The organism is Pseudooctadecabacter sp. (assembly GCF_020627745.1).
Lineage (GTDB): Bacteria > Pseudomonadota > Alphaproteobacteria > Rhodobacterales > Rhodobacteraceae > Octadecabacter.
Genome location: NZ_JAHDGE010000001.1, coordinates 164,395 through 190,553 on the forward strand (window position 1 = coordinate 164,395; position 26,159 = coordinate 190,553).

The 26,159-nt window shown below is 59.9% G+C and carries 24 protein-coding genes; 8 read left to right on the plus strand and 16 right to left on the minus strand.

What is annotated here, in order from left to right:
• Positions 1-21: 21 nt before the first annotated feature.
• A complete protein-coding gene (greA, locus tag QZ653_RS00905; RefSeq protein WP_296417073.1) occupies positions 22-492 on the minus strand; it encodes a transcription elongation factor GreA in 471 nt (156 codons plus the stop codon).
• A gap of 215 nt (positions 493-707) precedes the next feature.
• Between greA and QZ653_RS00910 the strand changes: the two genes are divergently transcribed.
• From QZ653_RS00910 to QZ653_RS00920, 3 genes are all read left to right on the plus strand, one after another.
• Positions 708-2,354 carry an electron transfer flavoprotein-ubiquinone oxidoreductase gene (locus QZ653_RS00910; RefSeq protein WP_296417074.1) on the plus strand — a complete coding sequence of 549 codons (1,647 nt, stop codon included), beginning with the start codon at positions 708-710 and terminating at the stop codon, positions 2,352-2,354.
• A gap of 171 nt (positions 2,355-2,525) precedes the next feature.
• Positions 2,526-4,244 carry a tetratricopeptide repeat protein gene (locus QZ653_RS00915; RefSeq protein WP_296417075.1) on the plus strand — a complete coding sequence of 573 codons (1,719 nt, stop codon included), beginning with the start codon at positions 2,526-2,528 and terminating at the stop codon, positions 4,242-4,244.
• Entirely contained in the window at positions 4,231-5,088 is an 858-nt protein-coding gene (locus QZ653_RS00920; protein WP_296417076.1) for a 4-(cytidine 5'-diphospho)-2-C-methyl-D-erythritol kinase, read from the plus strand. The genes QZ653_RS00915 and QZ653_RS00920 overlap by 14 nt, the downstream gene beginning before the upstream one ends.
• Here QZ653_RS00920 and QZ653_RS00925 read toward each other — a convergent pair.
• Positions 5,081-6,079, minus strand: a complete 999-nt coding sequence (locus tag QZ653_RS00925) for a polyprenyl synthetase family protein (protein ID WP_296417077.1) — start codon at positions 6,077-6,079, stop codon at positions 5,081-5,083. The two genes, QZ653_RS00920 and QZ653_RS00925, sit on opposite strands and share 8 nt — an antisense overlap.
• Positions 6,080-6,133: 54 nt before the next feature.
• Between QZ653_RS00925 and QZ653_RS00930 the strand changes: the two genes are divergently transcribed.
• The 3 genes from QZ653_RS00930 (at position 6,134) to QZ653_RS00940 (ending at position 7,379) form a co-directional block, all read left to right on the plus strand.
• Positions 6,134-6,349 (plus strand): DUF2007 domain-containing protein, encoded by a 216-nt coding sequence (locus QZ653_RS00930; protein ID WP_296417079.1) that lies wholly within the window; start codon positions 6,134-6,136, stop codon positions 6,347-6,349.
• Positions 6,339-7,094, plus strand: a complete 756-nt coding sequence (locus QZ653_RS00935; protein WP_366933040.1) for a tRNA1(Val) (adenine(37)-N6)-methyltransferase — start codon at positions 6,339-6,341, stop codon at positions 7,092-7,094. Before QZ653_RS00930 ends, QZ653_RS00935 begins: the two co-directional genes overlap by 11 nt.
• Positions 7,095-7,211: 117 nt before the next feature.
• Positions 7,212-7,379, plus strand: coding sequence for a YdcH family protein (locus QZ653_RS00940; protein ID WP_296417082.1), 168 nt, complete (start codon positions 7,212-7,214; stop codon positions 7,377-7,379).
• 32 nt (positions 7,380-7,411) lie between these two features.
• Here the strand turns inward: QZ653_RS00940 and QZ653_RS00945 are convergent, their stop codons facing one another.
• The 4 genes from QZ653_RS00945 to QZ653_RS00960 all read right to left on the minus strand — a co-directional run bounded on the left by QZ653_RS00945 (position 7,412) and on the right by QZ653_RS00960 (position 11,905).
• Entirely contained in the window at positions 7,412-8,350 is a 939-nt protein-coding gene (locus tag QZ653_RS00945; RefSeq protein ID WP_296417083.1) for a transcriptional regulator GcvA, read from the minus strand.
• 577 nt (positions 8,351-8,927) lie between these two features.
• The gene (phbB, locus tag QZ653_RS00950) at positions 8,928-9,650 is read right to left on the minus strand and encodes an acetoacetyl-CoA reductase (RefSeq protein WP_296417084.1); all 723 of its coding nucleotides are present in this window, start codon (positions 9,648-9,650) and stop codon (positions 8,928-8,930) included.
• An 89-nt stretch (positions 9,651-9,739) separates the two neighbouring features.
• Positions 9,740-10,915, minus strand: coding sequence for an acetyl-CoA C-acetyltransferase (locus QZ653_RS00955; RefSeq protein ID WP_296417085.1), 1,176 nt, complete (start codon positions 10,913-10,915; stop codon positions 9,740-9,742).
• 189 nt (positions 10,916-11,104) lie between these two features.
• Positions 11,105-11,905 carry an EAL domain-containing protein gene (locus QZ653_RS00960; RefSeq protein WP_296417086.1) on the minus strand — a complete coding sequence of 267 codons (801 nt, stop codon included), beginning with the start codon at positions 11,903-11,905 and terminating at the stop codon, positions 11,105-11,107.
• Between the two features lie 104 nt (positions 11,906-12,009).
• Between QZ653_RS00960 and QZ653_RS00965 the strand changes: the two genes are divergently transcribed.
• A complete protein-coding gene (locus QZ653_RS00965) occupies positions 12,010-12,579 on the plus strand; it encodes a DNA-3-methyladenine glycosylase I (protein WP_296417087.1) in 570 nt (189 codons plus the stop codon).
• Here QZ653_RS00965 and QZ653_RS00970 read toward each other — a convergent pair.
• The 10 genes from QZ653_RS00970 to QZ653_RS01015 all read right to left on the minus strand — a co-directional run bounded on the left by QZ653_RS00970 (position 12,565) and on the right by QZ653_RS01015 (position 20,715).
• Positions 12,565-12,984, minus strand: a complete 420-nt coding sequence (locus tag QZ653_RS00970; RefSeq protein ID WP_296417103.1) for a molybdenum cofactor biosynthesis protein MoaE — start codon at positions 12,982-12,984, stop codon at positions 12,565-12,567. The genes QZ653_RS00965 and QZ653_RS00970 overlap by 15 nt on opposite strands.
• Positions 12,985-13,006: 22 nt before the next feature.
• Positions 13,007-13,252, minus strand: coding sequence for a molybdopterin converting factor subunit 1 (gene moaD, locus QZ653_RS00975; RefSeq protein WP_296417088.1), 246 nt, complete (start codon positions 13,250-13,252; stop codon positions 13,007-13,009).
• Between the two features lie 12 nt (positions 13,253-13,264).
• The gene (pgsA, locus tag QZ653_RS00980) at positions 13,265-13,927 is read right to left on the minus strand and encodes a CDP-diacylglycerol--glycerol-3-phosphate 3-phosphatidyltransferase (RefSeq protein WP_296417089.1); all 663 of its coding nucleotides are present in this window, start codon (positions 13,925-13,927) and stop codon (positions 13,265-13,267) included.
• 188 nt (positions 13,928-14,115) lie between these two features.
• Positions 14,116-15,981 carry an excinuclease ABC subunit UvrC gene (uvrC, locus tag QZ653_RS00985; protein ID WP_296417090.1) on the minus strand — a complete coding sequence of 622 codons (1,866 nt, stop codon included), beginning with the start codon at positions 15,979-15,981 and terminating at the stop codon, positions 14,116-14,118.
• Positions 15,982-16,268: 287 nt separating this feature from the next.
• Complete coding sequence (locus tag QZ653_RS00990; protein WP_296417091.1) at positions 16,269-17,048, minus strand: SDR family oxidoreductase; 780 nt, start codon at positions 17,046-17,048, stop codon at positions 16,269-16,271.
• Positions 17,048-18,025 (minus strand): calcium/sodium antiporter, encoded by a 978-nt coding sequence (locus tag QZ653_RS00995; protein ID WP_296417092.1) that lies wholly within the window; start codon positions 18,023-18,025, stop codon positions 17,048-17,050. The genes QZ653_RS00990 and QZ653_RS00995 overlap by 1 nt, the downstream gene beginning before the upstream one ends.
• A complete protein-coding gene (locus tag QZ653_RS01000) occupies positions 18,025-18,186 on the minus strand; it encodes a hypothetical protein (RefSeq protein WP_296417093.1) in 162 nt (53 codons plus the stop codon). Before QZ653_RS01000 ends, QZ653_RS00995 begins: the two co-directional genes overlap by 1 nt.
• Positions 18,187-18,978: a S49 family peptidase gene (locus QZ653_RS01005; protein ID WP_296417094.1), complete on the minus strand. Its 792-nt coding sequence runs from the start codon at positions 18,976-18,978 to the stop codon at positions 18,187-18,189.
• Positions 18,979-19,021: 43 nt separating this feature from the next.
• Positions 19,022-19,783, minus strand: coding sequence for an ABC transporter permease (locus QZ653_RS01010; protein ID WP_296417095.1), 762 nt, complete (start codon positions 19,781-19,783; stop codon positions 19,022-19,024).
• The gene (locus QZ653_RS01015) at positions 19,780-20,715 is read right to left on the minus strand and encodes an ABC transporter ATP-binding protein (protein ID WP_296417096.1); all 936 of its coding nucleotides are present in this window, start codon (positions 20,713-20,715) and stop codon (positions 19,780-19,782) included. Before QZ653_RS01015 ends, QZ653_RS01010 begins: the two co-directional genes overlap by 4 nt.
• A gap of 312 nt (positions 20,716-21,027) precedes the next feature.
• On the opposite strand from QZ653_RS01015, the gene QZ653_RS01020 reads away from it, so the two are divergent.
• Entirely contained in the window at positions 21,028-25,650 is a 4,623-nt protein-coding gene (locus QZ653_RS01020; RefSeq protein WP_296417098.1) for a calcium-binding protein, read from the plus strand.
• Positions 25,651-26,159: the final 509 nt, after the last annotated feature.

Sequence of the window (26,159 nt, forward strand, 5' to 3'; positions counted from 1 at the left end):
GACCGCGCCTAGCCAAATTGCCTATTTATATACGATTTCGAGGATCTCGTATGATTTCTCACCACCGGGCGTGCGCACTTCGACGCTGTCGCCCTCTTCCTTGCCAATCAGGGCCCGCGCAATGGGGGATTTGATGTTGAGCTTGCCGTTCTCGATGTCGGCCTCGTATTCGCCCACGATCTGATAGGTCTTTTCCTCGTCCGTGTCTTCATCGACCAGCGTGACATGGGCGCCGAACTTCACAGCCCCCGACAGTTTGGACGGGTCGATCACATCCGCCAGCGAAATCGCACCCTCAAGTTCCTTCACACGGCCCTCGATGAAAGACTGCTTTTCCTTGGCGGAATGATATTCGGCATTCTCGGACAGATCGCCATGTTCGCGCGCCTCGGAAATCGCTCGGATAATCGCGGGGCGCTCAACCGACTTCAGATGCTTCAGTTCGGCATCCAGTTTGTCAAACCCGGCCCGTGTCAGCGGTATTTTGTCCATGTCAGGCATCCTGCGGTGCTGTTTCTCAAGTGCTCTTGCATAACCCGTGTGGCTGAGAACCCTCAAGGGGGTAGACAGCCCCATCGGCCTTTATTTGCGGACGCCACGTTTCGGTCGCGGGGGCGCAATTTTATGTCGCGCCAAGATTGCTGCATGCGCAGCGTTGGGATATGCAGACACCGGTAAATTGACCCGTGTAGCCAAGGGAGCGGAACATGGCCGAGATTGAACGCGAATCAATGGAATACGACGTCGTCATCGTGGGCGCAGGCCCCGCTGGCCTGTCTGCGGCGATCCGTCTGAAACAGCTGGATGCGGACCTGAACGTTGTGGTTCTTGAAAAAGGGTCCGAAGTGGGCGCGCACATCCTGTCCGGCGCGGTGCTGGACCCTGTGGGCCTGAACACGCTGATCCCCGACTGGAAAGAAAAAGGCGCGCCGCTGAACGTGCCGGTGAAATCCGACAAGTTCTATCTGCTGGGCGAGGCCGGCCAGCTGCCGATCCCGACGTTCCCCATGCCGCCGCTGATGAACAACCACGGCAACTATATCGTCTCCATGGGCAATGTCTGCCGCTGGATGGCTGAACAAGCCGAAGAACTTGGGGTCGAGATTTTCCCAGGCATGTCGTGTTCCGAACTGGTCTATGGCGACAATGGCGAAGTCAAAGGCGTCGTCGCCGGTGTCTTCGGCCTTGAGGCCGATGGCACCATCGGCCCCGACACCGAACCGGGCATGGAGTTGCACGGCAAATACGTGTTCCTCAGCGAAGGCGTACGCGGGTCGCTGTCTAAAGAGGTCATCGCAAAGTACGAGTTGGACAAAGATGCAGAGCCGCAGAAATACGGCATCGGCATGAAGGAAATCTGGGAAATCGACCCCGACAAACACAAGGAAGGCGCGGTTTTCCACTCCCTCGGCTGGCCCTTGGGCGGAAACGCGGCGGGCGGATCGTTCATCTATCACGCCGAAAACAACCAGATCTTTATCGGTCTGGTCACCGCGCTGAACTACAAAAACCCGCATGTCTTCCCCTACATGGAATTCCAGCGGTTCAAGCATCACCCCATGGTGCAAAAGCTGCTTGAGGGCGGCAAACGTGTGGCCTACGGCGCGCGCGCCATTGCACAGGGCGGCTATCAGTCCATGCCAAAGGCCAGCTTCCCCGGTGGGGCACTGTTGGGCTGTTCCGTGGGCCTCGTGAACGTGCCGCGCATCAAGGGCAACCACAACGCAATGCTGTCCGGCATCGCCGCGGCTGAGGCCGCGCACAAAGCCATCGGCGAAGGCCGCGCCAGCGATGAGTTGACCGAGTATAACGACGAGCTGAAATCCGGCCCCGTCGGCAAAGACCTGTACAAAGTGCGCAACGTCAAGCCGTTTCAGTCCAACAACGGTGTGTTGGGCGCGCTGGGTCTGGGTGGCTTCGATATGTGGACAAACACCTTTGGCTTTTCGCTGTTCGGGACCAAAAAGCACGGCAAATCCGATGCCGCCGCGACCGAAAAGGCATCCAAGCACAAGCCGATCGATTACCCCAAACCCGATGGCAAGATCAGCTTTGACCGCCTGACGAACGTGTCCTTCAGCTTCACCAACCATGAGGAAAGCCAGCCTGCCCACCTTAAGCTGAAAGACCCGTCCATCCCCGTGGCCGTGAACCTGCCGGAATACGCTGGCCCCTCGGCCCGCTATTGCCCCGCAGGTGTCTATGAATTTGTGGGCGAAGGGGCCGACACCAAGTTCCAGATCAATTTCCAGAACTGTGTCCACTGCAAAACCTGCGATATCAAGGACCCCAGCCAGAACATCAACTGGACGGTTCCGCAGGGTGGCGACGGGCCGAACTACCCGAATATGTAAATCCTGCTGATCGGATCAAAGGGGCCTCGCACTGCGGGGCCCTTTTTCGTGGGGTCGGGGCGGGACAGATTGCCCCACCGGGTCGCAACAACCCGCCCACCGGATAAATTGTTATTTGATCCTGTGATTCCCACCTCCTAGGCTGGCCGGAGCCGAAGAAGGGAATCCGTTTTGACACTCCGACCGCTCCGATTGTTTTGCTCTACTGCTATTGTGGCCGTGGTCGGCTTCGCCACGCCCACCCTTGCCGACACCGATGCCGGGTCCTATCTGGCGGCGCGTCAGGCCGGAATTCTGGGCGATTACGCAGCGGCGGCGGATTATTTCCAGAATGCCCTGATTGCGGACCCCAACAACACCACCCTGATGCAGCAGACCCTGACGTCCTATCTGGGCAGCGGGGAGGTTCAATCCGCCGCCGAAATCGGCCGTGCCTTGAACAAGACCGGCGGGGACAATCAGGTCGCCAATATTGCGATCATGGCGCAGGCCGCCCGCAACGGCACGTGGGGCACGATTTTTGACATGCTTGAAGCGGGGCATGAGGTCGGCCCCCTTCTGGATGGGCTGGGGCAGGCATGGGCCTATGTGGGGCTGGGTCAGATGGACCGCGCGCTGATGTCCTTTGACGAGGTGATCGACACCCCCGGCCTGCGCAACTTCGGCCAGCAACACAAGGCCATGGCATTGACCATCATGGGCGATTTTGCCGCTGCCGACGCCATCTATTCCCTGCCGCCCAACGAAGGCATCGTGCCGACCCGCGGGTCGGTGTCTGCGCATCTGCAAATCCTGTGCCGCTTGGGTGAATTCGACAAGGCGCGCGGCATCGTCACCCGCGCCTTCGGGTCCGATGTGGACCCCGAAATCGCAGCGATCCGCAATGCGATCGAGGCCGGCGAAGTGCCCGTTCTGGACACCATGGTGTCCAATCCCGCCGAAGGCCTCGCCTATGCCTTCAAAAGCCTGTCCGACATCCTGCAGGGGGAGGCCAATGAGAGCTATCTTCTGCTTTATGCGCAGGCTGCACGACATATCGCGCCACAGGACGCCGACACGCATATTGCCGCTGCGCGGCTGCTGAATGCGCTTGGCCAGCACGCAGACGCAGCCCAGACCTTTGCGCAGGTGCTGACGGACGATCCGGCCTTTCCCAATGCCGAACTGGGCCGCGCAGAGGCGCTGCGGCTGGACGGACGGCACGATCAGGCGATCGAGGTTCTGACCCAACTGACGCGCAGCCATCCGGACATGCCGCTGGCCTATGCGTCGCTGGGCGATGTCTACCGCCAGCAACAGGATTACACCGCCGCCAATGCCGCCTATGACGCAGCCCTTGATGTCTATGCCGATGATGCCTCGATCCGCTGGTGGCTGCATTATTCACGCGGGATGACCCACGAACGGCTTGATCAGTGGGACGCGGCCGAGGCTGATTTCCGCCGCGCGCTGGACCTCAACCCCGGCAATCCGTCGGTCCTGAACTACCTTGGCTATTCGCTGGTCGACCGTGGTCAGCAGTACGACGAAGCCCTGCAGATGATCGAAGACGCCGCCGAGGCACGGCCCGACAGCGGCGCAATCATCGACAGCCTTGGGTGGGTCTACTACAAACTGGGCCGCTATCAGGACGCGGTGACGCCCATGGAACGTGCGGTGGAACTGGAGCCCAATGATCCGGTCATCAGTGACCATCTGGGAGACGTCTACTGGCAAGTCGGACGCGAGGTTGAGGCCCGTTTCCAATGGGCCCGCGCCCTGTCCTTTGGCCCCGAAGAGGGTGAGGCCGACCGCATCCGTCGCAAGCTGAATGTGGGCCTTGATGCGGTCTACGCCGAAGAGGGCGTGACCCCCACCCCGGCGGTCGAGGTCGCCAATGACACCAACTGACGGCACGGTCACTGAACCGGCCTTTGCCAAGATCAACCTGACCCTGCATGTGACGGGTCAGCGGGATGACGGGTATCACCTGTTGGATTCCATGGTCATGTTCACCGCACTGGGGGATGAGATCACGGTTGCCCCAGCCGACAGGTTGAGCCTGACAATCGATGGCCCCTTCGCCGCAGGGCTGGACGCGGGGGAAGACAATCTGGTCCTCAAAGCCGCACGCAGCTTTGGTCTGGACCACGGGGCAGCGATCACCCTCACCAAACACCTGCCTGTCTCCTCGGGCATCGGGGGCGGGTCCGCCGATGCGGCGGCCACCCTGCGCGCCCTGTCGCAGCTTTGGGATGTGCCCCTGCCCGACGCGGCCACGCAACTGACGCTGGGCGCTGATGTGCCTGTGTGTATGACGGCTGATCTGACGCGGATGGAGGGCATAGGCGAAGACCTGACCCGCCTTGGTCCGGCCCCGATGCTCGATATGCTTTTGGTCAACCCCGGCGTTGGCGTGTCCACCAAAGCGGTGTTCGAAAGCCTTGCCAGCAAAACAAATGCGCCCATGACAGCCGATATGCCAGACCCGTTTGAAATGGACGACTGGGTCAGCTGGCTGTCCGGTCAGCGCAACGATCTTGAGGCACCGGCGCGCACCCTCGCCCCTGAGATTGATGATGTTCTGACGTTGCTGGCCGATCAGCCGGGTTGCACCCTGTCCCGCATGTCCGGATCGGGTGCGACCTGTTTTGCAATTTTCGAAGATGCGGACAGCCGCGATATGGCAGCGGCGGCGATCACGTCACAACGCCCGAACTGGTGGGTCGCGCCAACGGACGAAGCCCCTACCTGACCCGCGCAACCACGTAATCCGCCAGATCCAGCAGCATGGTTTTGATGTCATGATCCGGCACCTGCGCAAGTGCCGCCTTGGCTTTGTCCATCCACGCCAGTGCCTCGGCCCGCGTCGCCTCAAGCGTGCCGTGTTTGACCATCAGGTCCAGCGCCATTTCCAGGTCGCCCTCCTCCTGGCGGCCCTTTTCGATGGTCCGCACCCAAAAGGCCCGTTCTTCCGCGTCAGCCAAAGCCACGGCCTTGATCACCGGCAGGGTCAGCTTGCGTTCGCGAAAATCATCCCCGATGTTTTTGCCCGTCGCATCCGTGCCTTGATAATCCAGCAGGTCGTCCACGATCTGGAACCCCACGCCCAGCGCATCGCCGTAATCAAACAGCGCCTGCACCAGCGCCGCATCGCGCCCCGCAATCACGCCGCCCACTTCCATCGCCGCTGAGAAAAGCGCCGCCGTCTTGCCGCGCACGACCTTAAGATAGATGTCTTCCGTCGTGGCCAAATCCCGTGCTGCTGTCAGCTGCAACACCTCACCCTCGGCAATAGTGGCGGCCGCATTTGATAGGATGCGCAGAACCTCAAGCGATCCGGTTTCCGTCATCAACTGGAACGACCGCGCGAACAGGTAATCCCCCACCAGCACCGACGATGTGTTGTCCCACAACAGGTTCGCCGTGGGCCGCCCGCGCCGCTGTTCACTTTCATCGACCACATCGTCATGCAGCAAGGTCGCTGTGTGAATAAACTCCACCGTGGCAGCCAGATGCACGTGATAGGGCCCGTCATAGCCACACAGCTTTGCAGCCGCCAGCGTCAGCATCGGACGCAGACGTTTGCCGCCTGCCTCCACCAGATGCGCCGTCACCTCGGGGATACGCGGCGCATGTTCTGATGCCATCCGGTCGCGGATCAGGGCGTTCACATCCGCCATTTCACCGGTCAGGGCAGCGGCCAGCCGTTCGTGCGGCTTCGTTGCGGCATGGTCGAGGCTCATCACGGCTCCGTCAGTTGCTCGACAAAGGTGCGCATTCCACCTTATGTCAGGATCATGAAAGAGCTTTTGCGCACCAATGACATCACCATCATCGCCTTCGCCAAGGCCCTTCTTCAAGGCGAGGATATAGAGGTGTTCGAGTTGGACGTAAACATGAGCATCCTCGACGGGTCCTTGGGCATATTGCCACGCAGGCTGATGGTCCGGCGTGAGGATCACTTCGTGGCGACCTCCGTGATGAAAGCCAACAACATTGACCTTGGATTCTGACACCACGCTGGACGCTTTCCTTGGCGGACGCCTGACGCTGGAACAACCCCGCAAGGGATACCGCGCAGGCGTTGATCCTGTGTTGCTCGCCGCGGCGGTGCCTGCACAGACGGGCGACACGGTGCTGGAACTGGGGTGTGGCACGGGGGCCGCCCTGTTGTGTCTGGGGGCACGGGTGCGTGAACTGGTGCTTCACGGGGTGGAAGTTCAGGCGCGCTACGCCGACCTGTGCCGCGCCAATGTGGCGCGCAACGGGATAGACGCGTCCATTCACACCACCGACCTGCGGCAGTTGCCCGACAACCTGCGCGCCCTGTCGTTTGACCACGTCATCGCCAATCCACCCTATTTCGACCGCACCCAAGGCAACCCCAGCACCGCGCCAGACAAGGACGTGGCCTTTGGCGGGGACACCAAGCTGGCCGATTGGGTCGATCAGGCGACACGGCGGCTGAAACCGCGCGGGCGGCTGACCATGATCCAGAAGGCGCACCGTCTGGCCGATCTTTTGACCGCAATCGACAGCCGTCTGGGATCGGTCGTTGTGACGCCCATCACAGGGCGTGAAGGGCGCGATGCCGACCGTGTTTTGGTGCGTGCCAAAAAAGGCGGCCGTGCGGCGTTTCGCCTGACAGCGCCGGTTTATTTGCACGAAGGCCCCGCCCATGTGCGGGACGGCGAAGACTATCGCCCCGAAATTGTTAAGATTTTGCGCAACGGCGCATCTTTCCCCACGCGCGATTAATCTTTTCGCAACACTTTCTGCGCGATCATCGAGCTATGTCATATGCTGCCCTGCGGCGTGACTCGGACCGCAGAGTGTGATCCGATGACATATACATCAACATTACGGAGGATACCCATGAGCTTGACGTCCCACCTTCAGGAACTCAAGAAGAAGCACGAATCCCTCTCCAATGCCGTCGAAGTGGCCCAACGAAGCCCCGGCGTTGATGACCTTGAGATTTCGCGTCTCAAGAAACAAAAACTCCACATCAAAGAAGAAATCACGCGCCTGTCCGCAGGCTAAGCGTTTGGCGTTGGCGTTTTGCGCCAGCGCCGTCAGCCCGCCTCGGCGGCCACCAGATCGCGCCCCTCTTCGAATACGCGCGACGCCTGAATTTCACTGAAAATCCAGTTTTTGAAAGCCGCCACATGGGGCCGCGTTTGCGTGCCCTCAGGGCAGATGAACCGGAACTGCGCTTGCGTCAAAAGTCCGGTTTTGAACGGGGCCACCAACCGCCCCTGTTCCAACGCACGTGTGGCCAGCGACACCCGCCCCAACACCACCCCCGCGCCCGAAATCGCCGTATCCAGCGCGTGATCGGCCTGACTGAACCGCAATCCAGACGTTGTATCAATGGAGATACCCGCCGCACGGCACCAAGCGGGCCAGTCGGTGGGCTGTTTGAAGAAGGTGATCGATTCGTCATGGATCAGCGGCGCCCCATCAAGTTTTTCTGGCGTATCGTACTTGGCCGCCAATTCTGGCGTCATCATCGGCGTCATCCATTCACGGATCAACGGTTCTGAAAAGACGCCTTCGTCATTGCCAAGCCCGAACCGGATCGCGACGTCCACCTCATCGCGGTCAAAGTCGATCAACCGCAAGCTGGCCGAAAAGCGCAGTTCAATCTCAGGGTGGGCCTGTGCGAATTCAAAAAGGCGCGGGGCCAGCCATTTTGACGTGAACGCAGGGCCAGCGGTGACAGTCAATGTCTTGTTATCGCTCAACCTTTGCGTATTTCGCCATGCCGCCGACAGGGCCGCGAACCCGTCCGTCACACCGGGCGCCAAGGCGCGCCCTGCCTCCGTCAGTTCCACCGCACGGTTTAGACGGTGAAACACGGGATGGCCCAAATGGTCCTCCAACGACTTGATCTGGAACGACAAGGCGGCAGGTGTGACGTTCAATTCTGCCGCAGCCTTCGCAAACGACAGGTGGCGGGCAGCGGCCTCAAAGGCGCGCAGGGCGGTCAGCGGGGGCAAACGGTCAGACATCTCACATAAGTATATCTTAACTGAACCGCTGGAAAGTCTCGTTTGTCAGATCGCCCGATGAACGCCATTTTAGGGTCAGACACCAAAACACCTTTTAGAGGATCACGATATGTTCGAAGCAACCACAAACGCCCGCACCCGCGACGCCATCCGCACAGCCCACGCCCAGCGCGGCGCGGTTCTGCGCGGCCTGTTCCGCCGCAAATAACGCTCCGGCAGGCTTAGGTCTCCGACCCGTCCAGCCGAACGCAAACGGGCCGATCCAGCAAGGGGGTCGGCCCGTCTGTCATCCAGACTTGCAGAATCCGCAACGCAGGCTTGCGACCTCGGCGGTTTTCGCACGACGTGCATCCGCGTATTCAATCCCCATGGGAGGAGACCACGCCACGCATAGGATGGACCCATGTACGACCAACTGACACCTGCCCAAGTCGACCGCATCATCGCCCAAGCCCGCAGCCAGCGCGCAGGCGCATTCGGCCGGATGATGGCAAACCTGTTCCGCCGCTAATTCGGTCGGACAACGCAAAAAGGGCGGGGTTAATCCCCGCCCTTTTGTCATTCTGGCGTCTGAATATCAGACGAAGAACTGCGCACCGTTGGCCGAAATGGTCGACCCGTTGATGAACCCGCTTTCGTCGGAGGCAAGGAACGCCACACAACGTGCGATTTCCTCAGGCTCCCCCAAACGACCGGCAGGGATCTGGCTGATGATGCTTTCACGTACCTTTTCAGGCACCGCCATCACCATTTCCGTGGCGATGTAGCCAGGGCAGATCGCGTTTGCGGTGATCCCCGCACGCGCGCCTTCCTGCGCCAAGGACTTCACGATCCCCAGATCACCGGCCTTCGTCGCGGCATAGTTCACCTGCGCGAACTGGCCTTTTTGACCGTTGATCGACGAAATGACGATGACGCGGCCGAACTTGCGTTCGCGCATGCCGGGCCAGATCGGGTGCACGGTGTTGAACACGCCGGTCAGGTTCGTGTCGATCACTTGGTGCCACTGGTCCGGCGTCATTTTGTGGAAAGGCGCATCGCGGGTGATGCCTGCGTTGGCGACCACAACCTCAATCGGGCCCAAATCGGCCTCAACCTGTTCCAGCCCCGCTTTGGAACTGTCGTAGTCCGCGACGTTCCACTTGTAGGTCTTGATGCCGGTTTCTTCGGTAAACTTCGCGGCGGCTTCGTCGTTGCCCGCGTAGGTCGCCGCAACGGTGTACCCGTCCGCCTTGAGCTTTTTCGAAATGGCCTCACCGATACCGCGGCTACCGCCGGTGACGAGTGCTACACGTCCCATGGTCTTCTCCTTCAAACAGTCTGTTTGGTAATTTCATTATACCCGAATAAACCCGTGCGCAACTTTATTGCGCACGGGACGTGACGTTATCAGGGGCGCTCAACACACAGCGCAACGCCCATGCCGCCGCCGATGCACAACGTCGCGAGGCCCTTTTTGGCATCCCGGCGCTTCATTTCAAACAGCAGCGTGTTGAGCACGCGGCAGCCGGAGGCGCCAATCGGGTGGCCAATGGCAATGGCTCCGCCGTTCACGTTCACGATGGCCGGATCCCAGCCCATGTCCTTGTTCACAGCACAGGCCTGTGCGGCGAAGGCTTCGTTGGCTTCGACCAGATCAAGGTCATCCACAGACCAGCCCGCCTTATCCAGCGCCTTGCGGGACGCATAGATCGGGCCCACGCCCATGATCGACGGGTCCAGACCGGCGGTCGCGTAAGACGCGATGCGCGCCAGCGGCTCGATCCCGCGCTTTTCCGCCTCATCCGCAGACATCAACAAGGTCGCCGCCGCGCCGTCATTGAGGCCCGAGGCATTCGCCGCCGTGACAGTGCCGTCTTTGGTGAACGCAGGGCGCATCTTGGCCATCGCGTCAAGGTTGGCACCGTGGCGGATGTATTCGTCCTGATCCACAACGATATCGCCTTTGCGGGTCTTTACGGTGAAGGCCGCGATTTCATCGGCGAACTTACCTGCCTTTTGTGCGGCCTCGGCCTTGTTTTGGGAGGCCACAGCAAATTCGTCCTGCATGTCGCGGGAAATCTGCCATTTTTCGGCAACGTTTTCAGCTGTCTGACCCATGTGGTACTGGTTGAACGCATCCCACAGGCCGTCCTTGATCATGGTGTCGATCAGCTTCATGTCGCCCATCTTCTGACCTGCGCGCATGGATTGCGCATGGGGGGACAATGTCATGTTTTCCTGACCGCCAGCCGCCACAATCGACGCATCGCCCAGCATGATGTGCTGTGCGCCCAGTGCCACAGCGCGCAGGCCGGACCCGCACACCTGATTGATGGACCAGGCCGCAGCCTCCTGCGGGAGGCCCGCGTTCACATGGGCCTGACGGGCGGGGTTCTGGCCTTGGGCTGCGGTCAGCACCTGCCCCAGAATGGTTTCCGACACTTCTGATTTATCGACACCGGCACGCGCGACGACCTCTTCAAGTACAGCAGCGCCCAGATCGTGGGCAGGGGTGTTGGCGAATGCGCCACCAAAGCTGCCGACGGCGGTGCGCGCAGCAGATGCAATTACAACGTTGGTCATGGAATGAGTCCTCTTATTGGTCCGACCGATCGGCGACACAAGAGAGCCCCAGTTGCCGTGACTTCGCACGACACGTGGCTGCGGGCCCCCTACCCGCCGTTGGTCCGTGCATATGAGATTGCGTGCCCATAAGCAACGCCCTGCCCCCGCGTCAGCTGACCGCCCCGCGAATGTCCGCCATGCAGCCGGTTACTTGACCGAAAATTTCGGCACCCCGAAATGATAGCCCTGCACACAATCCACCCCGACCGAGATGAGGAAATCGGCCTCCTGCTGGGATTCGACACCTTCGCCCACGGCAAACATCTCGAACTGATGGGCGACGGTAATCAGTGCCTCAGCCAGAACCTGATTGTCCGGGTCGCGGTGAATGTTGCGGGTGAAATGGCTGTCGACCTTCACCAAGTCGAAAAAGAAATCCTTGAGGTAGCGAAATGCGGTCAGCCCTGCGCCAAAGTCGTCCAGCGCAAACGCAAGCCCGTAGGGCTGCATTTCTTCCATGAACCGGATGACAACTTCGGGCAGTTGCATCGCGCTTTCTTCGGAAATTTCAAGGATCAACCGGTCCGCATACATCGACCCGCTGTCCAACTCCTTTTCCAGCACCCGCCGCCACGCCGCATCCCCCAGCGACCGCGCCGACACATTGACCGACAAGCGCAGGTCGTCGTGCCGCGCCAACAACCTGAAGGCAAGTTTCAAACTGGCCGCATCAATATCGCGCCCGATGCTCGTATCCTCGATCTGGCCCATGAACTGCGCGGCGGGAATAATGCGCCCCGTCTCATCCATCACACGGATCAGACACTCATGAAACGCCACAGGATACCCGCTTTGGGCGGCACAGACAGGTTGCAACGCCAACTGGCACGAATCCGTCCGCAGGGCCGTGCGCACCATGGACAGGACATCCTTATCGCGCACACTGACCGCGTATTCCAACGGATCACGCGGCGTCTGATCATCCCATGCAGCAGCATTCGGTCCCACTAAATCTATCCCTTACTGACCCGCAGTCCATCTGCCACACAGAGGTTTAAGGGCTGGTAAAGGTTCGCGATTTGTCCCTAATTGTAATGATAAAGGAGACCCCAATGTCAGACCGCTGCGGCTGGGCCGGACCCGATGATATCTACATCGACTACCACGATACCGAATGGGGCGTACCGGAATGGGACAGCCGCGCGCTGTGGGAAAAACTGATCCTCGACGGGTTTCAGGCAGGCCTCAGCTGGATCACAATTCTGAAAAAACGCGATAATTTCCGCGCGGCGTTCGCAGGGTTCGACCCCGCCACAATCGCGACCTGGGGTGAGCCTGAGGTCACGCGCCTTTTGCAAAACCCCGGCATCATCCGCCACCGCGGCAAGATCGAGGCCACGATCACCAACGCCCAAGCCTATCTTGAAATCGACGATTTTTCGGCCCTGTGCTGGTCTTACGTCGGCGGCGCGCCGATCCAGAACCGGTTTGAAACGTTGGCCGATGTGCCCGCCGCCACAGACATCTCCACCCGGTTTTCCAAAGACCTCAAGAAAATGGGGTTCAAATTCTGCGGCCCCACGATCGTCTATGCGTGGATGCAGGCCTGCGGGCTGGTCAACGACCACCTTGTGACATGCCCCAGACGGCCTGTCTGCGCGGCCCTGTCACCAGCGACCTAGCGCCTCCTCGTCCTCATCCCTTGACGCAACCCACGAAGATCCCTCTAAGGTCACTTCCTTCTTCCAGAAGGGCGCGCGGGATTTGAGGTAATCCATCAAAAACTCCGCCGCTTCAAAAGCGTCCTTGCGATGTTTGGATGCGGTCGCGACCATCATGATCACCTCCCCCACATCCAGCCGGCCAAAGCGGTGAATGACCATCGCCTCCGCCAAATCCCAACGCTGCATCGCCTCGCCGCGAATGGCGCCGAGGGCCTTTTCCGTCATGCCGGGGTAATGCTCAATCTCCATACCCGATAGACCACCTGTCACATCACGGACCACGCCGGTGAAACTGACAATGGCGCCCGCCCCCGCCACGCCTTGGGAAAAGGTATTCAATTCACCACCGGGATCAAACGGCATCGCCTGCACACGGATCAACGCCCTATCCCCCCGTCATGGGCGGGAAAAACGCCACTTCCTGGACGCCCTCCAAAGACGCATCAAAATCCGCAAGTTCCTGATCCAGCGCGACGCGCAACGCGGTCACGTCTTCAAATGCGGCCTCATAGCGGGCCTCACGGGCGCGCAGTTCGTCCACCAGCTGCGCCACTGTGCTTGCCGAGGTTTCAACAACCTCACGCGGCAACCCGATACGTTCCCGCACCCAAGCAAAATACATAACCTGCATGACGCCCCCGCCTTACTTGTCCTTCAAAAACGGCATCGCCTTGCGCAGATAATCCGCGCCGGTGATGACCGTCAGAACCATGGCCAACCACAACAGGATGATCCCGATCCACCACGAATAATAGGCCCCGTTCAGCTTCCATCCAATGCCGCCCTCATCAGGCAGCTCACCCGACAAAATCGCATCCACCGTAGCGCCATCCATGCCCTCAACCGACATTTCGAAATAGGTCTCGAATGCGCCGGTGGAAAACAAAACAGCGATGGCTGTCATCTGGGCGGCTGTTTTCCACTTGGCCAGCTTGGTGACTTTCAACGTGCCCGCTGTATCGCCCAGAAACTCCCGCAGGCCGGACACGAATGTCTCACGGAACATGATCAAGGTCGCAGGCAGCAAAATCCAAGGGTTCATGCCGGAAAAGCCGCAAATCACCAGCAAGGCGATGACCACCATCGCCTTGTCCGCAATCGGGTCCAGCATCGCACCAAACTTGCTTTCCTGTTTCCAGGCGCGCGCCAGATATCCGTCCACCCAGTCGGTCGTCGCGGCCACCACGAACAGGATCAGCGCGAACCAATCCGCCCAGGGCCGCGCGAAATACAAAAACATGATCGCCACACCGGGGGCCGCCAGCAAACGCAACAGCGTCAGAATATTGGGAATGTTCCACGTCATATCGTCTGTCTATGCCCTTTGCGGCCTTTGCGCCACCGCCCTGCTTCTCTGGTTCACAAATACCTGAAAACCGCACAAGCAGCCGAGCGCCCCATTCATTGTACTACGCACCAAATGGCCGCGTCCGTCGCGCCGCGCAGCGGCGCGGATCGGATGGGCAAAGCCCATTCGAAACCCCGTAAGCGCCATCAGCCCTTTTCGTTGAAATAGCCATAGATCGTCTCGGCCATGTTGTCCGAAATCCCGTCCACCGCCTTGAGGTCCGCCAATGCCGCGCGTCCCACCGCCTTCGCAGATCCGAAATGTTGCAACAAAGCGCGTTTGCGCGCAGCCCCCACCCCCGGCACGTCATCCAAAGGCGTGGCCCCGATGGCCTTGGCGCGTTTGGCGCGGTGGGTGCCAATGGCAAACCGGTGCGCCTCATCCCGCATCCGCTGGATGAAATACAAAACCGGATCATTGCGCGGCAGCGCCATGACAGGCTTGCCCGTGCGGTAGAATTCTTCCTTACCGTGGTCGCGATCCACACCCTTGGCCACACCCACCATGGGCACATCGCTGACGCCCAGTTCGTCCATGATCTCGCGCACCGCGCTGACCTGCCCCGCGCCCCCGTCAATCAGCAACAAACCGGGCCACGTGCCCAGCTGCCTATCCGGGTCTTCCTTCAACAGCCGTTTGAACCGCCGGGTCAGGACCTCTTTCATCATGCCAAAGTCATCGCCGGGGGTGAGCTCCTCGCCGCGAATGTTGAACTTGCGGTACTGGTTTTTATCGAACCCCTCTGGCCCCGCGACGATCATTGCCCCCACAGCAAACGCCCCTTGAATGTGTGAGTTGTCGTAAACCTCAACCCGTTGCGGCACCTGCGGCAGATCGAACGCCTCTTTCAACCCGCGCAACAGCCGCGCCTGCGTGGCGGTCTCCGACATCTTGCGGCCAAGGCTTTCGCGGGCATTGCGCGCAGCACCGCTGACCAGTTCCGCCTTTTCACCCCGTTGCGGCACGATAATCTCAACCTTGCGGCCTGCCTTGTCGGCCAGCAGCTCACAGACCAGGTCCTCGTCATCCACGCCGTGGGACAACAGCAACAGCCTTGGCGGTTCACGGTCGGCATAGAACTGCCCGATGAAGGCCTGCATGACCTCCGCCGGGTCCTCATCCCCACTCACACGGGGGTAATAATCGCGGTTGCCCCAGTTCTGGTTGGCGCGGATGAAAAAGACCTGAACACAGGCCTGCCCGCCATCCCTGTGCAACGCGATCACATCTGCCTCGGTGGTGTTCTGCGGGTTTATGCCTTGCGCCGTCTGCACCTGCGTCAGCGCCTTGATCCGATCGCGCAAAGCGGCGGCGCGCTCAAACTCCATATCCTCGGACGCCTTGGTCATCTGTTTGGCCAGCGCCGCCTGCATGTCCGTGGTCTTGCCGGTCAAAAACCGCTCCGCATCGCGGACCAGTTGCTTGTACTCCGCCACCTCGATCTTGCCGACACAGGGCGCGCTGCAGCGTTTGATCTGGTACTGCAAACAGGGCCGCGTCCGCGTCTCGTAATCACTGTCACTGCAGGTCCGCAGCAGGAACGCCCGTTGCAGCGTATTCAACGTCCGGTTCACCGCCCCCGCACTGGCGAAGGGGCCAAAATAGGTCCCCTTCTTTTTCTTCGCCCCACGATGTTTGTCGATCCGCGGATAATCATGATCCTTTGAAATCAGGATGTTCGGAAAGGATTTATCGTCGCGCAGCAGCACGTTGTACTTGGGTTTGAGTTGCTTGATGAGGTTCTGTTCCAGCAACAGTGCCTCGGTTTCTGTCTGCGTCGTCAGAAACATCATCGACGCAGTATGCGAAATCATCGTGGCAATGCGCGCCGAATGGCCGGTGGGCCGCGCATAATTGCTGACCCGCGCCTTCAGGTTGCGTGCCTTGCCGACATAAAGAACGCGGCTTTCACTATCCAGCATCCGGTATACACCGGGCGACGAATCAAGGGTCCGGAGATACCCCTGAATCACCTTGTATCCGGTTCGCGCTGGAGGGGATTCGCTGCTCATGCCCCTAACCTATGATTCTATGCTGTCGCTGCAATGGCATCTGCAATGCTGCAAGTGAAAACATCCCCACAGAATCTGTGGATAACGGTGGGGGTAGATACCGGCGAATGGCAAAATATCGTTGTTTCCTGAGGGGTTCATCGGTTTGCCTAATTTTTAGGCACGTTCGCAAGGCATTGAAAGCAAACGATAATATTATTAACAATTCCTAAATATCTGAAATCATTAATGAAAAGTAAACGTTTTGTGACCCGACCTTGGACCGGTGCACAAGTTGACGCTGCGTTCTATTCTACGCCCAAAACGTCCGGTGTTTCCCATCCAAGATGCTGCCCGCCATCGACGCACAGAAGTTGCCCCGTCACCGCTGGCGAATCGAGGAAATAACCGAGGGCTGCGGTGATGTCGTCTTGATTCGCGCCACGCCCCAGAACGGTGCTTTCACGCTGGCGTTTGAAATGGTCTTCGGACTGTCGGGCACCCTGCAATGTTGGACCGGGTCCAATGCCGTTGACGCGAATATCGGGTGCCAGCCCCTGTGCTGCGGTCTGTGTAAACGCCCACAACCCCATCTTGGCGATGGTGTAGGTCATGAATTCCGGCGTCAGCTTTCGGACCCGCTGGTCAATCATGTTTACCACCAGCCCGCGCGCCACGGGTTCGCCCATCCTGTCCGTCGCGGCCTTCGGGCATTGTGAAGCAAAGGCTTGGGTCAAAACGAAGGGCGCACGCAGATTGGACCCGATGTGCCGGTCCCAGCTGTCGCGCGTGGCGGTCTGAACGGTGTCGTATTCAAAGATGGAGGCGTTGTTGACCAGCACCGTCAGGGGCTGCCCCAGCAGTCGGGTGGCCTCGGGCACGAGGGCCGTCGCCTGCGCCTCATCCAGAAGGTCGGCCTGTAGCGCCACGGCTGCGCGACCCATGCCCCTGATCTCGGCCACGACGGCCTCGGCCGCATCGGCACTGGCGTTGTAGTGAATTGCTACATCAAAGCCCCGCCCCGCCAGATAAAGCGCCATGGCCTTGCCAAGGCGCGCGGACCCACCGGTGACCAGCGCGGCCCCCACTACAGGACAACCCAGAGATAGGCGATATAGGCCACAGACAGCGCCACACCCCACACGCGCGTCAAATCCTGACGCAGGTAGACGAAGGGGATCAGCAGCAAGGACGCCGCCAACATGACCCAGAAATCAAAGGCGAAGAAGTTCGGGCTGACGGGGATATTGCCCACCAAGGACGCCACACCGATGATGCCCAACAGGTTGAACATGTTGGACCCGATCACATTGCCCAACGCCACATCCGCCTGACGGCGCAATGCTGCCATGACGGTTGTGGCCAGTTCCGGCAGCGATGTGCCAATGGCCACCAGCGTCAGACCGATCACCGCATCCGATACGCCGTAATCGCGGGCAATGTTGGACGCGCCGTCCACCAGCAGGCTGGCCCCCAGCGGCAGGCCAATCAGACCAAGGATCAAGAACAGAATGATTTTGGACCACGGCAGGTCAGGGTCCGCGCCTTCAAGGTCTTCGTCGTCATCCCCGGCGTCAGATTTACGGTGCGTCCGCGCCGCCAGTGCCGCATGGATCAGCATTGCCGCCAGTGCGGCCAGCAAGATCAGACCCGCGATCCAGTCATAGACGCCACGATAGGCCAGCGCGATAAACAGCACCGTGGCGCCGATCATCTGCAGGTAAGACGCGCGCGTGTCGCACTGGCTGGTGTGCATCACCGCCAGCAAGGCCGGCACGCCCAGCACCAGCAACACGTTGGCAGTGTTCGACCCGACGACATTGCCAAGCGCCAGATCGGGGACATCATCCCAAATGGCCTGAATGGAAATCAACAGCTCCGGCGCGGAGGTCCCGAAGGCCACAATCGTCAACGACACGATCAACGCAGGCACGCCCAGCCGCAGCGACAGGTTCACGGCCCCCTTCACAAGGCTGTCGCCTGCCAGCAACAACAACACCAGCCCCACAATCGTATAGATCCAGTCGGTCAACGGACCGGGGGGCAAAGACATCCACTCAGGCATCAGGTGCGATCCTTACACGAACACGGCTTGCCAAAGGTGAACCGTCCACATTGGCGGCATTTGGCATCCGTCAGCCGTTTCATCCCCGGCACGGTAAGTTTTCCGAACATCGCCAGAACGCCCATACCGATCAGGAAGAGGGAGACAATTTTGAAAATCATTTACAGGCCAAACCTTGCATACGCCGCACGTTCCTCGATGCCTTGAACAGCATCATCGACAATCTGCGCGCCGAAACGGGCAAGGAACGGCTTTTTCGCGCCGAACCGGCGAAAGGTCACTTTGTCGCCAAAGCGGTCCTTCATCATCGGCACCAGATGGCCAATGCCATCGGCCAGCCCCACATCAACACCCTTCTGACCCACCCAGATATCGCCTGTAAACAGGTCCCGGCTGTCATCAAGTTTGGCACCCCGCCGCGTGCGGATGTGGTCCTTGAACACCTCATGGAGGTCATCCAGCAAGGTCTTGAGCCGTTTCACGTCCGCCGGTTTTTCCGGCTGGAACGGATCCAACATGCTTTTGGACTTGCCCGCTGTATAAACCCGCCGCTCCGCGCCGACCTTATCCAGCGTTCCGGTCAGACCGAAGCCTGCGGAAATCACCCCGATGGACCCGACGATGGACCCCGGATCGACGTAAATCTCATCCGCCGCCACGGCGAGCCAATATCCCCCCGATGCCGCCACGTCCTCGACGAAGGCAAAGACCGGTACGTCCTTTTCATCGGCCAAACGGCGGATACGGGCGGCAATCAGGGACGATTGCACGGGCGATCCACCGGGGCTGGAAATTTCCAGCGCCACAGCCTTTGGTTTGGATTTAAAGGCTTTTTCAATCGCCTCCGCCAGTCCACGATCGGACAGCGCGCGGCCAGAGGTGGCGATGGCACCTTGCAGGCGGACAATGGCCACATGCGGGTCATTCTTGAGAAAGGGGATCCAGCGTTTCATCTGTTTGCATGTAGGCCGCAGGCGGGGGCGAAACAAGGCAGCATCACTGCCTGATCCGCCAGCCGGTTTTGAATATCCAGGCGATGACCGCCACACAGGCCGCCGTGAACAGGGCGATGGCAAAAAGGCTCAGCGCGATGGGCACGTCCGCGGTGCCAAAGAACGACCAGCGGAACCCTGAAATCAGGTAGACCACCGGATTGAACATGGTGATCGTCTGCCAGATCGGCGGCAACATGGAGACGGAATAGAACGACCCGCCCAGAAACACCAAGGGCGTGATGATCAACAGCGGGATCAGCTGCAACTGTTCGAAATTTCCCGCCCAGATGCCGATGATGAAGCCCAGCAACGAAAACGACAGACACGTCAGCGTCAGGAATGCCAGCATCGCGACAGGGTGGGCGATGGTGATATCGACAAACAGGAACGACGTGGCGAGGATGACCAGTCCAATGAACATGGCCTTGGTCGCCGCCGCGCCCACATAGCCCAAGGTGATTTCCAGAAAGTTCACGGGGGCCGACAGCAATTCATAAATCGTGCCGATGAATTTGGGGAAATATATCCCGAAACTGGCGTTGCTGGTGGCCTGCGTCATCACACTGAGCATAATGAGGCCGGGCACGATGAACGCACCATAGCCCACGCCTTCGACCTCTTCGATCCGCGATCCGATGGCGGTGCCAAACACCACGAAATACAGAGAGGTAGAGATGACGGGGCTGATGAAGCTTTGCGTCAGTGTGCGAAAGAAACGTGCCATTTCAAAGAAATAGATCGACTTGATCGCCTGATAGTTCATGCGTCGGCCCCTTTTGTGTTGTCTGCCACAAGGGACACGAAAATTTCTTCAAGTGAAGATTGCTGCGTCTGAAGGTCGGTCATTTTCAGACCTGCGGACGGCAGGGCCGCAAGAAGGCCGGTGATGCCTGTCCTGTCTGTCCGCGTGTCGTAGGTGTAGACAAGGTGCCCGTCCTTCACCGTCAGATCGTAGGTCGCCAAAGCCTCCGGCACCTCGGCCACAGGGTCGGCCAGCATGATGGTCATGCTTTTCTGCCCCATGCGGGCCATCAGCGCGTCCTTGTTCTCAACCAGCAGGATTTCCCCTTTGGCGATGACGCCGATCCGGTCGGCGATTGCCTCGGCCTCTTCGATATAATGGGTCGTAAGGATGATTGTGACGCCGTCTTCTTTCAGCTTGGCGACCACATCCCACATGTCCTTGCGCAGTTCCACATCAACACCGGCTGTGGGTTCATCCAGAAACAGAACGCGCGGTTCATGGGCCAGTGCCTTGGCGATCAACACCCGCCGTTTCATACCGCCCGACAGCATCATGATCTTGGCGTCTTTCTTATCCCACAGCGACAGCGACCTGAGGACCTTTTCAAGATAGGCGGCGTCCGGCTTTTTGCCGAACAACCCGCGCGAAAACCGCACGGTGTTCATCACAGTTTCAAACGGCTCAAGGTTAATTTCCTGCGGGACCAATCCCACCAAAGACCGAGCGGCGCGGTAGTCTGTGATGCTGTCATGCCCACCAATCAAGATCTGCCCCTCGGTCGCCCGCGTGATCCCGCAGATGGTCGAAATAAGCGTCGTCTTGCCCGCGCCATTGGGCCCCAACAGCGCGATGATCTCTCCTTCCTGAATGGAAAGGGTCACCGATTTGAGGGCTTCGAACCCGCCGTCGTAGCGTTTTGTCAGGTCGGAGACCTCGACGATATGTGTCATGCTGAATGTCCTTTGACGCCAACCTAGTTCGGCTGACCGGCCAAGGAAAGGGGCCGTGCTTCGGCGCCGGTTTCATGCTTTTCAAAAAAATTTGGCTGCCAGATCGGCGGTATTCCGTCAGCGCGAAAACCGCGCAATTTTAATCAAAACAACTGGAAATCGCGACATTTCAACGCGGTGCGTCCTGCGCCACAAACCGCGCTGTTTACTTTTCTTAACAAAAAAGAGGGGAACCGATCATCCACCCTCTGGTTGTCAGGGTGATGAAATGTCCCCGGTCCAGGCCGTGTGGGCCGATGAAAACCTTATACAATGTTGGAGAGTTATATGCAGTTTATCGTGGTTGATGCCGCCGACGGAACGCAGATCAATGAATTCGGGCCGGGCAGCACATTGTCCTACGGGGATCTTGGCAATTTTACCATTCAGCTTGATACATCCGATGTGTCCGCACCCATCGGAAGCATCGAATACACTGTCGGGGGTGAAACATTCATCTCGAACTCCGCACCATTCACCGCAAGCGAGGCGCTTGAGACCAGCAACGGTTTCGCGCCTTTGTCTTTGTCTGAGGGTGCCCAGCCGATCACAGCGACGGTTTATTCCGGCCCGAACGGTTCAGGTTCCGTCATCGACAACATCTCAACCACCTTTACGGTCGTCGGTGTCCCGCCGGAATCCGTGACGGCGGAAAACCCCCAGACCGAGGAACGGTCCGAATTCAACACCGAAGCCGAAAGCGAGGCTGAGGCCGAAACCGAAGTCGAAACCGAAGTATCCGACATTTCATCCGGTGCTGCCGTGGCCACAAGCGCCATTGCCTCCGCCGTTGGTACAAACGCCGTGACGCAGACATTGTCGTCCGGTTCCGTGGCTGTCGATATGGGCGGCGAGAACGACACGATCCTGCAGGATTCCATTTCGAGCGAAGGCCCGTCCGGTGACGGCGGACGTCCCGTCGGCGGTGATGATACAATCGCAGGCGGCCCCACAGAGGCAACCGTTTCCATCGTCAGCGCAGAAGCCGAGGCCGAGGTCGAGGTCGAGGCGGAAGCCGAAACAGAGGTTGGTGACGGCGCCGCAGTCGCAGCCGCAGGTGTGTCCGGCGCGGCAGCCGCCGTGGGTACAAGCATCTTCATCAACACCGACGGCGACCCGGAGGTCGCGGCGCTTGAAACCGTGACATCGCTGGACGGTGCAACCGGCACCAGCACCTCGGTGTCCGACATCTTTGCCGAAGACGGTGAAACAGTCGCCCCCGATTCCGGCGACAACGGCGTGCCAGCCGATGAATCCGGCACACCCGCCGACGAAACCCAGTCCGGCCCGACCGCAGAAGAGGTTCAGGCAGGCATCACGGACAGCGAATCCACCCAGATCAACACCGAGGCAGAGGTCGAGATCGAAAGCGAAGCCGAAGCAGAAGCCGAAGTCGGCGACGGTGTCGCCGCCGCAGCTGTTGCCGGTGCATCCGGTGTGGCTGTGGCCGGTGACTTTGCAGTTGCCGACACCGAGACGTCTTTGGGCACATCGACATCTACGAGTGACGTTGTCACGGAAACCCCTGACATTTTTGCCGATTTCGCCACAGCACCCGGCACGGGCACTGTTGCGGGCACCGGTCCGGTTCAGACCGGCGCCGTGATCGTTTCCGAAAACGGAACCGACCGCGAAGCAGGCGACAGCACGATGCCAGCCACCACACCCGGTGGGTCGACACAAAGCGGTGCCTTGACCGGCACCGGCCTGTTCGAGGTTGAAGCGGAAGCAGAGGCCGAGGCGGAAGCCGAAGTCGAGGTTGGCAACAACTCCGCCGCGGTGGCTGTTGTGGCCACAGGTGGCGCAGGTGCCAACGGCATCGGGTCCTCCGCTCTGGTCAGCGCGTCCACCTCAGCCGTGACAGCAACAGCCAATGACAGCAGCGGCATCACAGGCGCAAACGACGTCGTCGAAAGCGCCACCTTCCGCAGCGATCTGGACCCTGACCTGTCCGTTGAAGATCTGGCCCGTGGCCCAGACGACATCGCCGCCGAAGCCGAGGGCGAAGCCTCCGCAGAGGCCGAAATTGATCTTGGCACAGCGACTGTAAATGTGGTCGCCGACGGCGACGGTCTGGGCAATGCGGTGTCCGGGTCCGGTGTGGCCATCGGCGGTGTCATCACCGAAGACGCAGGCTTGGTCTCGACCGGCATCACGCAGGTCGAAGAGCGCGCCGAGACCATTGATGCGGCACCCGCCCCCCGCGAGGATGTCAGCGACGATGAGAATTCGATCCTGATCGAAAGCACCGGCAACTTCGAAGTGGAAATTGAGGCGGAGGCCGAAGCAGAGGCAGAGGCCGAAGTGGGCTTTAACTCGGCTGGCGCCGGTGCGGCAGCGGTCGGTGTGGCAGCTGGCAACAGCACAATCGGTGTGACATCTGACGCTGTCACCGCAACGGCGACCTCCGTGTCGGTGCACGACAATGCATCGCAGGATCATTCGGATGTCGACAACCCCGGCCCGGCCCCCTTGGGCGAAACCGGTGGCGTCGAAACCCAGTCCATTGATCTTGCCCTTCTTGATCTCGAAGTCGAAGTCGAGGCCGAGGCCGAAGCCGAGGTGGGCTATAACGCCGGTGCCGCAGCAGGTGCTGCCGGTGCTGCAGGCTTCGAAGGGATCAACGCAGAGATCATGGCCGACGCATCGACCAATGCGGCCGCGACTGCATCGGCTGCAGGGGCCTATACCTTTGTGGAAATCACGGTTCCCGAAGAAGGCATGGCCGGTTTCGTGACCGCAACCGCACGGGCGTGGGATCCGGACGGACGGGGTGTGGCAGTTGCCGTCGCCGTCGCCGGTCTGCCCCAAATTGGTGGTCTTGAGAACGAATCCGAGGTCGAAGCCGAAGGTCTGTTCGAAGCCTACGTCACCGTGTCGATCTACACAGAGGCCTATGACCCCGAAGACGTGGCCTTCCTCTTTGACTACGCCGGCAGCGCGGTGGCCGACGAGGACGGAGAGCCGGAGGCCGCAAGCATCGGCAATTCCGAGACAGAGGTCGAAGCCGAAGCAGAGGCAGAGGCCGGTTATGGCGTCGCTGCTGCAGCGGCATCCACTGCTGTGTCCGGGTTCGGCGGTGTGGCAGATGCGGAAACAGTGACATCCACCGACGTCCTTGACACGCCGATTGAAGACCTGCTGGGCGAAAGCCTCAGCGGCACCCAGTTTGCAGACGAATTGACGGGTGGTGACCTCATCGACGTGATCGCAGGCGGTGGCGGGGCAGACATTCTGTCCGGCGGCGGGTCTGGCGACCAGTTGAGCGGTGAAGCCGGTGAAGACGTTCTTGACGGCGGCGCAGGCAACGATGCCCTGTTCGGCGGCAACAACGATGACACCCTGACAGGTGGTGCAGGCGAAGACGTCATCGACGGCGGCGCAGGCACAGACACGGCGGTCTATACACAGGCAGAGGCCGATGTCGTCATCTTCTCCGACCGTGCGGGCACAACCTATGTGCGTGACACGGCAACGGGTGACACCGATATCCTGACCGGGGTTGAGGAAATCCGTTTGTCGGATGCTGTCATTGACACCACCGAAACGGACACCTTCAACGGTCTCGCATTCATCGCCAGCAACGCCAACCTGATCGAACTTTACGCAAATCAGGGCCTCGACGCTGATCAGCTGATCAATGCGGCTGCACAGCTTTATGCCACGGTCGATATGGGCACCTTCAACGAGCCGACCTTCAGCGCGGAAAACTATCTGGCCGCTGCCGGTAACGAAGATCTGGCCATCGCCTTTGGCGACGACCTTATCGCGGCGACGTTGCAGTACATCAACGAAGGGTTCGATGAAGGCCGCAATCCTGGTGCCCCCGGTGAGGTGATGATCACCATGGACAGCGACGGTCTGCCCGAACCGGCGACACCGGTTCAGGAACAGCCCGGCGTCACCATTACCGGTGAAAACGGTGGCGACGTCTTGGTCGGCACAGCCGGTGAAGACGTTCTGACCGGCGGCGACGGCAATGATGACATTTCAGGCCTGTCCGGCCGCGATGAAATCAACGGCGGCGCTGGAAACGACCTTATCGACGGTGGCCGTTATGGCGACACGATCTTTGGTGGCAGCGGCGATGACATCATCGAAGGCGGCCTGGGTCAGGACATCATCAGCGGCGACGACGGCGACGATCAGTTGTTCGGCGGCGATGGTCAGGACGAAATCTATGGCGGCGCCGGGGCCGACCTTATTGAAGGTGGGTCTTTCAACGACCAACTGTTCGGTGGGTCCGGCAATGATGTGCTGAATGGCGGTTCCTTCGCCGACAACATCGACGGCGGTGCAGGTGACGATGACCTGTCCGGTGGCAACGGTTTCGATACCCTTTCGGGTGATGAAGGGGCCGATGTTCTCAATGGCGGCGGTCGTGCTGACATCCTCTTCGGGGGCGCCGACAATGACGAATTGATCGGTGGTGCCGGCGAAGACAGCCTCTTCGGTGAGGAAGGCAACGACATCTTGCGTGGTGGCGTTGGCGGAGACGATCTGTTCGGCAACGACGGAAACGACTTCATTGCCGGTGGTCGCGGGTTCGACAACCTCTTCGGCGGGGCCGGTGACGACAACCTTGTCGGGGGTGACGGCGATGACGCGATCGAAGGCGGTGCAGGCATGGACGAGCTGACAGGCGGGTCCGGTGCGGACACCTTCGTCTTCGACGCGGCGTTCGGTCTGGATGTCATTACTGACTTTGCCGCAGGCGAAGACATGATCCAGCTGTCCGTTGACGCGGCAGGTGGCCTTACAGCGGCCGAACTGGCCGATCGTGCGACCACCAACGATGCGGGCGATCTGATCCTTGCGGTGTCGGACTTCGACACCATTACATTGACGGGGATCACAGATCGTCAGGTTCTCGAGGATGCTATCGAAATCGCCTGATCATAAGAGACAAACAGGAAAACGGCGCCCCACGGGGCGCCGTTTTTCGTTGGAGGGTCGTTCCGGAAGATCATTCAGTGCCCGTGCGGAAGATCTCTGCAGCCTGAGCGCCTCACTTGCGCGTCGCATCCCTCACCCACGTCTCAATGTGTTGGACGTAGGACGCGGCATCAGATCGGTTCTATTCTGACTGCATGATATTCGTTTAAGGCAACACGCCCATCCCCGAGGGTTGCCGGACAGGCGGGCCTGTTGGATCACCGAATGTCCTGCGCTTACGGTCGGGGGCGTATCCACAAATACGATCTGCGGATCGGGGGGATCGTCTCTTGGGTAGAGATTAGTGCCCACAGCAAGACGGCGCAAAGCCCGCTATAGCGAAAATCACCCAACAAAAGCGCCAGCGGCATTCGCTGGGAGGCTAAGGTGCGGAATATATGTCATCTGTGTTGATTTGGTTGCGGGAGTAGGATTTGAACCTACGACCTTCAGGTTATGAGCCTGACGAG

Bases quoted from the DNA above. Each gene is read 5' to 3' on its own strand.
- greA (WP_296417073.1), bottom strand. From the start codon at position 492: ATGGACAAAATACCGCTGACACGGGCCGGGTTTGACAAACTGGATGCC.
- QZ653_RS00910 (WP_296417074.1), top strand. From the start codon at position 708: ATGGCCGAGATTGAACGCGAATCAATGGAATACGACGTCGTCATCGTG.
- QZ653_RS00920 (WP_296417076.1), top strand. From the start codon at position 4,231: ATGACACCAACTGACGGCACGGTCACTGAACCGGCCTTTGCCAAGATC.
- QZ653_RS00925 (WP_296417077.1), bottom strand. From the start codon at position 6,079: ATGAGCCTCGACCATGCCGCAACGAAGCCGCACGAACGGCTGGCCGCT.
- QZ653_RS00930 (WP_296417079.1), top strand. From the start codon at position 6,134: ATGAAAGAGCTTTTGCGCACCAATGACATCACCATCATCGCCTTCGCC.
- QZ653_RS00940 (WP_296417082.1), top strand. From the start codon at position 7,212: ATGAGCTTGACGTCCCACCTTCAGGAACTCAAGAAGAAGCACGAATCC.
- QZ653_RS00945 (WP_296417083.1), bottom strand. From the start codon at position 8,350: ATGTCTGACCGTTTGCCCCCGCTGACCGCCCTGCGCGCCTTTGAGGCC.
- phbB (WP_296417084.1), bottom strand. From the start codon at position 9,650: ATGGGACGTGTAGCACTCGTCACCGGCGGTAGCCGCGGTATCGGTGAG.
- QZ653_RS00955 (WP_296417085.1), bottom strand. From the start codon at position 10,915: ATGACCAACGTTGTAATTGCATCTGCTGCGCGCACCGCCGTCGGCAGC.
- QZ653_RS00965 (WP_296417087.1), top strand. From the start codon at position 12,010: ATGTCAGACCGCTGCGGCTGGGCCGGACCCGATGATATCTACATCGAC.
- QZ653_RS00970 (WP_296417103.1), bottom strand. From the start codon at position 12,984: ATGCCGTTTGATCCCGGTGGTGAATTGAATACCTTTTCCCAAGGCGTG.
- moaD (WP_296417088.1), bottom strand. From the start codon at position 13,252: ATGCAGGTTATGTATTTTGCTTGGGTGCGGGAACGTATCGGGTTGCCG.
- pgsA (WP_296417089.1), bottom strand. From the start codon at position 13,927: ATGACGTGGAACATTCCCAATATTCTGACGCTGTTGCGTTTGCTGGCG.
- uvrC (WP_296417090.1), bottom strand. From the start codon at position 15,981: ATGAGCAGCGAATCCCCTCCAGCGCGAACCGGATACAAGGTGATTCAG.
- QZ653_RS00995 (WP_296417092.1), bottom strand. From the start codon at position 18,025: ATGCCTGAGTGGATGTCTTTGCCCCCCGGTCCGTTGACCGACTGGATC.
- QZ653_RS01000 (WP_296417093.1), bottom strand. From the start codon at position 18,186: ATGATTTTCAAAATTGTCTCCCTCTTCCTGATCGGTATGGGCGTTCTG.
- QZ653_RS01005 (WP_296417094.1), bottom strand. From the start codon at position 18,978: ATGAAACGCTGGATCCCCTTTCTCAAGAATGACCCGCATGTGGCCATT.
- QZ653_RS01010 (WP_296417095.1), bottom strand. From the start codon at position 19,783: ATGAACTATCAGGCGATCAAGTCGATCTATTTCTTTGAAATGGCACGT.
- QZ653_RS01015 (WP_296417096.1), bottom strand. From the start codon at position 20,715: ATGACACATATCGTCGAGGTCTCCGACCTGACAAAACGCTACGACGGC.
- QZ653_RS01020 (WP_296417098.1), top strand. From the start codon at position 21,028: ATGTTGGAGAGTTATATGCAGTTTATCGTGGTTGATGCCGCCGACGGA.